Source organism: Devosia sp., from assembly GCF_028290435.1.
In the GTDB taxonomy this organism is placed as follows: Bacteria; Pseudomonadota; Alphaproteobacteria; order Rhizobiales; family Devosiaceae; genus Devosia.
This window is the reverse complement of sequence record NZ_JAQGJV010000049.1, coordinates 21,658-27,959: the sequence shown is the minus strand read 5'-3', so window position 1 is coordinate 27,959 and position 6,302 is coordinate 21,658. Positions and strand designations below refer to the sequence as shown.

General features: G+C 63.3%; 6 protein-coding genes. 5 read left to right on the top strand and 1 reads right to left on the bottom strand.

Annotated elements, in window-relative coordinates; translation table 11 throughout:
- From JWP26_RS11775 to JWP26_RS11755, 5 genes are all read left to right on the top strand, one after another.
- Positions 1–1,229: HD domain-containing protein (locus JWP26_RS11775; RefSeq protein ID WP_299727542.1), on the top strand; the 1,229-nt coding region annotated here is incomplete at its 5' end.
- A gap of 159 nt (positions 1,230–1,388) precedes the next feature.
- Complete coding sequence (gene murJ, locus JWP26_RS11770) at positions 1,389–2,951, top strand: murein biosynthesis integral membrane protein MurJ (RefSeq protein WP_299727539.1); 1,563 nt, start codon at positions 1,389–1,391, stop codon at positions 2,949–2,951.
- Between the two features lie 70 nt (positions 2,952–3,021).
- Positions 3,022–4,053 carry a tryptophan--tRNA ligase gene (gene trpS / locus JWP26_RS11765; protein ID WP_299727536.1) on the top strand — a complete coding sequence of 344 codons (1,032 nt, stop codon included), beginning with the start codon at positions 3,022–3,024 and terminating at the stop codon, positions 4,051–4,053.
- Between the two features lie 8 nt (positions 4,054–4,061).
- Positions 4,062–4,535: a universal stress protein gene (locus JWP26_RS11760; protein WP_299727533.1), complete on the top strand. Its 474-nt coding sequence runs from the start codon at positions 4,062–4,064 to the stop codon at positions 4,533–4,535.
- A gap of 85 nt (positions 4,536–4,620) precedes the next feature.
- A complete protein-coding gene (locus tag JWP26_RS11755; RefSeq protein WP_299727530.1) occupies positions 4,621–5,190 on the top strand; it encodes a NifU family protein in 570 nt (189 codons plus the stop codon).
- Positions 5,191–5,388: 198 nt separating this feature from the next.
- Here the strand turns inward: JWP26_RS11755 and JWP26_RS11750 are convergent, their stop codons facing one another.
- Entirely contained in the window at positions 5,389–6,300 is a 912-nt protein-coding gene (locus tag JWP26_RS11750) for an acetamidase/formamidase family protein (protein WP_299727527.1), read from the bottom strand.
- Positions 6,301–6,302: the final 2 nt, after the last annotated feature.

Here is a 6,302-nt window from a genome sequence, read left to right as displayed (position 1 = left end):
CGCACGAATTGCTGCCGCACCTCAATGACGTGCGGCTTTTGTACGTAGCGCTGTTCCTCCACGATATCGCCAAGGGCCGTCCCGAGGACCATTCCCTCGCCGGCGCGCGCATCGCCCGCAAGTTCTGCCCCCGCCTTGGCCTCGACGCCGCCGAGACCGACACCGTCGCCTGGCTTGTCGAGCATCACCTCTTGATGAGCGAGATCGCCCAGGCCCGCGACCTGCAGGACCCCGAGACCGCCCGGTCCTTCGCCGACATCGTCCAGTCGCCGCAACGACTGGCGCTGCTGATGATCCTCACCGCCTGCGACATCCGCGCCGTCGGTCCGGGTGTCTGGACCGGCTGGAAGGGGTCGCTGCTGCGTTCGCTCTATTACGCCACCGAACCGCTTCTCTCCGGCGGCCATTCGCGCGTCACCCAGTCCGATCGTATCGCCGCCGCCAAGACCGATCTCGAAAAGGCGCTCGTCGCCTGGCCGAAGCCCGAACTCGAAACCTACATGGCGCGGCACTACAACCACTATTGGCTCCGCGCCGAACTCGAGCTGCAGCTCGAGCATGCCAAGATGATCCGCAATGCCGACAACGCGCATCAATCCTTTGCCGGCTCGATCCGCGTGCAGGCCTTCGAGGGTATCACTGAAGTCTCGTTCTATACCCCCGACCATCCGCGTCTGTTGTCGCTGATCGCCGGCGCCTGCACCATGTGCGAAGCCTCGATCATCGGCGCGCAGATCTTTTCGACCCGCGACGGCCAGGCGCTCGACACTTTCCGCTTGCGCCGCGCCTTTGCCTCCGACGAGGACGAGAAGGTCCGCGCCACCCGCATCATCGAGACCGTCAAGCAACTGCTCCAGGGCAAGCGCCAGGTGTTGATCGATCTGGGCAAAGAGAGCCGGCACAATCGGCGCATCAAACCGTTCTCGCTGCCGGCGTCGGTCGAAGTCTCGAACACCCTGTCGGAAAAATTTACCGTCATCGAGGCCGCCGGTCTGGACCGAACGGGACTGCTCCATCAACTCACCCGTTCCATCTCCGATCTCAACCTCACCATCGGCTCGGCGCACATCGGCACCTATGGCGAAAAGGCCGTCGACGTCTTCTACGTCACCGACCTGACTGGCCAGAAGATCGCCAGCAAGCCCCGCCAGCGCAAAATCCACGACGCCCTCATGGCAGTGTTCCATGCCAAGCCAGCCGAAGAGCGCGCCAAGGTCGTCAATGGGTGACATAGCGGGCGCGGATGGCTCCCATCACCCCCTCCCTCCTCCCCCATCAAGGGGGAGGTGTCTCTCCACTCTTGGAACACAATCGCGCCCACCCACCAGACGGCACCTCCCCCTTGATGGGGGAGGCTGGGAGGGGGTGATGGGAGCCCCGATCTCCCCATGAGCCTCTACCGCAACTTCATCAATGTCGGCGTCCTCACTCTGGGCAGCCGCGTCTTCGGCTTTGCCCGCGACGCGCTGATGGCCGCCGTGCTTGGCACCAGTCCCGCTGCCGACGCCTTCGCGGCCGCCTTCCGCTTTCCCAACCTGTTCCGCCGCCTCTTCGCCGAGGGCGCGTTCAATACCGCCTTCGTGCCGATGTTTTCGACCGCGCTCGAGCGCGACGGTGCCGAGTCAGCCAAGCTGCTCGCCGCCAAGATCATGAGCTGGCTGGTTACCGCGATCCTGATCATCACGATCCTGTTCGAAATCTTCATGCCGCAGATCACGGTCTTCTTCGTGCCCGGCTTCGTCGACGATCCGGACAAGTTCGAGCTGACGGTGTTCCTCACCCGCATCATGTTCCCTTACCTGGCCTGCATGTCGCTGATGGCCGCCTATGGGGCCATCCTCAACACGCTGGGACGCTTCTTTGCCGCCGCCTTCGCGCCGATCCTGCTCAACATCGTCAACATCGCCGCGCTGATCCCCCTGGCGATCATTGCACTGGATAATCCCGCCGATACCGCCTTCTGGGTCGCCATCGCCACCATGCTAGGGGGCATTGCCCAATTGATGCTGGTCTATTGGGCCATTCGCCGCGCGGGCTTCGTGCCGCGGATCGGCCTGCCGCGCTTCGATCCCGAAGTGCGCCGCTTCTGGATTCTTGCCATTCCGGCAATCCTCACCGGCGGCATCACCCAGATCAACATCATCGTCGGCACCACCATCGCGTCGGGCGCGTCGGGCGCCATCGCCATCCTTGGCCTCGCCGACCGCCTCTACCAGCTCCCCCTCGGCATCGTGGGCATCGCCATCGGCACGGTGCTGCTGCCCGAACTCAGCCGCCATATCGGCGCCGGCCGCGACCGGGAGGCTCGCTCCAGTCAGAGCCAGTCGCTGCTGCTGTCCATGCTGCTTTCCATGCCCGCAGCCACGGCCCTTGTCGGCCTCGCCACGCCCATCGTCCGCGTACTCTATGAGCGCGGTCTGTTCACCCCTGCCGATACCATCGCGGTATCGCAGGCGCTGATCGGCTTCGCCATCGGCCTGCCCGCCTATGTGCTGATCCGCGTGCTTCAGCCGGGCTATTTCTCGCGCAAGGACACCATGACGCCGACCATCTTCGCCGGCATTTCGGTGGTCGCCAATATCGGCCTGTCGCTCTGGCTGTTCCCCTCGCTGACCTATGTGGGCATCGCCCTGGCCACCACGGCCGCGGCCTGGCTCAACGCCATCCTGTTGGCCGTCTTCCTCGCCATTCGCGGCCACTTCGCCCTCACCCGCGACGAGTGGCGCAATCACATCAAGATCATCGCCATCAGCCTGCTGATGGGCGGCGTGCTTTACCTGTTCGGCCTGCGTGGCGCCCACCTGCTGGCCACCGGCAACCCTATCTATATCCAAGCCAGCGTCCTAGCCGCGCTGGTGGTGTTCGGCATGGCGCTGTATTTCGCCCTGATCCACATTTCCGGCGCCCAGCCCCTCGGCCTGCTCCTCCGGCGCCTGCGCCGCGCTGGCTGATCACGCAAGCCTTGCCTTGCCCGCCTTGCCTGCGCATAAAGTGCGCCTCTGCTGATTGAGAGACTTCTTCATGGCCTTCACCCCGCGCGTCTTTTCGGGCATCCAGCCTTCGGGCGATCTACATCTGGGAAATTATCTCGGCGCCATCCGCCGGTTCGTCCCCCTTCAAGACACCCACGATTGCATCTATTGCGTCGTCGACATGCATGCCATCACCGTCTGGCAGGACCCTGATGACTTGCGCCGCGCCACCCGCGAAGTCGCCGCCGCCTTCATCGCCGCGGGCGTCGATCCCAAGCGCTCGATCATTTTCAACCAGTCCCAGATCGTCCAGCATGCCGAACTGGCCTGGGTGTTCAACTGCATCGCGCGCATGGGCTGGATGAGCCGCATGACCCAGTTCAAGGACAAGGCCGGCAAGAATTCCGAGAACGTTTCGCTCGGCTTGTTCGCCTATCCTTCGCTCATGGCCGCCGATATCCTGCTCTATAAGGCCACCCATGTGCCGGTTGGCGACGACCAGAAGCAGCATCTCGAACTGACGCGCGACATCGCCGCCAAGTTCAACAATGACTATGCGGCCTCCGTCGCCAAGGAGGGCTTCGAGCCCGATTTCTTCCCCATCACCGAGCCGCTGATCGCCGGCCCGGCTACCCGCATCATGTCGCTTCGCGACGGCACCAAGAAGATGAGCAAGTCCGATCCCTCGGACCAGTCGCGCATTTCGCTGCTCGACGATGCCGATACGATCGCCAAGAAGATCAAGCGCGCCACCACCGATCCCGAGCCCCTGCCCGAGACCGTCGATGGCCTCAAGGGCCGCGCCGAGGCCGACAATCTGGTGGGCATCTACGCGGCGCTCTCCGACAAGACCAAGGTCGATGTCATCGCCGAATTCGGCGGCAAGGGCTGGGGCGCCTTCAAGCCCGCTTTGGCCGAGCTGGCCGTCACGGTGCTTGCTCCCATGGCCAATGAAATGCGCCGCCTCATCGACGACACGACCGCCATCGACGCGGTATTGCGCGACGGCGCCGAGCGTGGTTCGGTCATTGCCGAGGCGACCATGAAAGACGTCCGTCGCATCGTCGGTTTCATCCGCTAGGAGTTTCCATGGTCGAACACAGCGAATACCGGCGCAAATTCCTCGTCGTCATCGACGAAACGCCCGAATGCGACCGCGCCCTCACTTTCGCCGCCTATCGCACCAAGCGCACCGGCGGCACTGTCGTGCTGATGAGCGTGGTCGAGCCCCCCGGCTTTGTTGGCCTGGGTGTCGAGGATGTGCTGCGCGCCGAGGCCGTCGAGGAGGCCGAGCGCAATCTCGACGTCCGCCTGGCCCGTCTCAGGGACATCGGCGACATCAAGGTGGAATCGGTCATTCGCGAGGGTGACGCGGCCGAGCAGATCGAGCGCGTCATCGGCGAAGACCGCGATATCGCCATTCTGGCGCTTGCCGCCTCCATCTCGGCCGACGGCCCTGGCCCGCTGGTGCTGCATTTCGCCAACCGTGCCAACGCTTTGCCCATTCCGCTTACTATTGTGCCCGGCCGCATGACCGACGAGGAAATCATCGCCATCTGCTAGGCCGAATCCCCCTTGCTTCCGCGCGCAAAAACACTATTTTAGAAGCATTCTAATTCTTACCGCGCCTTGCCGCGAGGATACGTCCATGTTCATCCAGACCGAAGCCACGCCCAATCCGGCTACCCTGAAGTTCCTTCCCGGCCGCGACGTGCTCGAAGGCGAACCACGCGATTTCCGCAATCCCGAAGCCGCTGCGATCTCGCCGCTGGCTATGGGCCTGTTCGCCATTTCCGGCGTCAATGGCGTGTTCCTGGGCTCCGATTTCATCTCTGTGACCAAGGACGATACCAACTGGGCCCATATCAAGCCGGCGATTCTCGGCGTCATCATGGACCACTTCCTCTCCGGCAAGCCGGTGATCATGGAAAACACCACTGGTGTGGCTGAGGAAATCTACGGCGGCGAAGAGTTTTTCGAAGCCGAAGACAGCGAGACCGTCGAAGTGATCAAGGAATTGCTGTCGACCCGCGTCCGCCCTGCGGTGGCCATGGACGGCGGCGACATCATCTTCAAGGGCTATAAGGAAGGCACTGTGTTCCTTCACATGCAGGGTGCATGTTCCGGTTGCCCCTCTTCGACCGCCACGCTCAAGAATGGCATCGAAAACCTGCTCCGCCACTTCGTCCCAGGCGTCGAAGCCGTGCAGCAGGTCTAGTCATCGGTTAAGCAGCAAGCCAAAGCCCCGGTGATCATCTCGCCGGGGCTTTTGTTTTGTCGCAGGTTTTTGTTTTTGCCGTTGTCACGCACACACTGACCTTCCCGCGGACTTGATCCGCGGGCCGCTCCCAGCACGGCGCAAGTGGATAACGATCCTCAGATCAAGTCTGGGACAGACCGTGTGGGTGCCATCGCGCTACACCAGCTTAGGCGGCAGCCACTTCTTTTCGACCTTGCACACCATCGTATAGGCCGGATCAAACACATTGCCGACCTCGTAACGCACCACCTGCCCCAGCAGATGGCTTACAGCGGCGGCGCTCAAGCCATAATCGGCCATCAGCCAGTCCAGCATTTCTGTCGTGGCATGTTGCAGCGCCTGGTCGAGCGGCCGCGCATTGCCTACGGTAAAAATCGCATCCGCCGTCTCGCCCCGCGGCCAGACCTGTTTGCGCGCCTTGACCACGCTCAGTCGCACTTCGACTTCGAACGCCGTCTCGACGCCAGTGCCGACAATCTCGCCATCGCCCTGGATGGCGTGGCAATCGCCGAGGAAGAACAACGCCCCTGGCACCGCGACCGGAAACCACACCTTCGCGCCCGGTCCGAAGCCACGATAATCCATATTGCCGCCATTCTCGGCGCTGGTGGCTGTCGAAAATGCCTGTCCCAGGCTCGGCGCCACCCCGAAGCATCCGATCATCGGATCCAGCGGCAGCACCAGATGCTCAAGTCCGGCCACCGGCTGCTCCAGCCGCGCCGTGCCGTCCTCGATAATCCACTGCACCCGATCCGGCGATGGCAATGTCCGCACGCGTTCCGGATCGACCACGTTCCCGGCCAGCACCGCACGGGTCCAGCCCCGGTCGCGGATCGGCGTCATCCGTACGATCTCGACACTCAACGCATCGCCCGGCTCTGCGCCGGTAACAAAAATCGGCCCGTTCATCGGATTGGGACCGTGGGCACGGCTGATCCCGTCCTTATCAAACCCAGCCGCATCCAGCGTCTGGGTCACCACGCTGTCACCATCCGCCACGGTCAGGGCGGGCGGCAGCGTTCCCAGCACGTTGTGCCACACGCTGGGCTCGAGCCGATGCAAGGTCATGA

What these genes read in the sequence shown, in the direction of transcription:
- murJ (WP_299727539.1), top strand. Translation starts at nt 1,389, where the DNA reads ATGAGCCTCTACCGCAACTTCATCAATGTCGGCGTCCTCACTCTGGGC.
- trpS (WP_299727536.1), top strand. Translation starts at nt 3,022, where the DNA reads ATGGCCTTCACCCCGCGCGTCTTTTCGGGCATCCAGCCTTCGGGCGAT.
- JWP26_RS11760 (WP_299727533.1), top strand. Translation starts at nt 4,062, where the DNA reads ATGGTCGAACACAGCGAATACCGGCGCAAATTCCTCGTCGTCATCGAC.
- JWP26_RS11750 (WP_299727527.1), bottom strand. Translation starts at nt 6,300, where the DNA reads ATGACCTTGCATCGGCTCGAGCCCAGCGTGTGGCACAACGTGCTGGGA.
- JWP26_RS11755 (WP_299727530.1), top strand. Translation starts at nt 4,621, where the DNA reads ATGTTCATCCAGACCGAAGCCACGCCCAATCCGGCTACCCTGAAGTTC.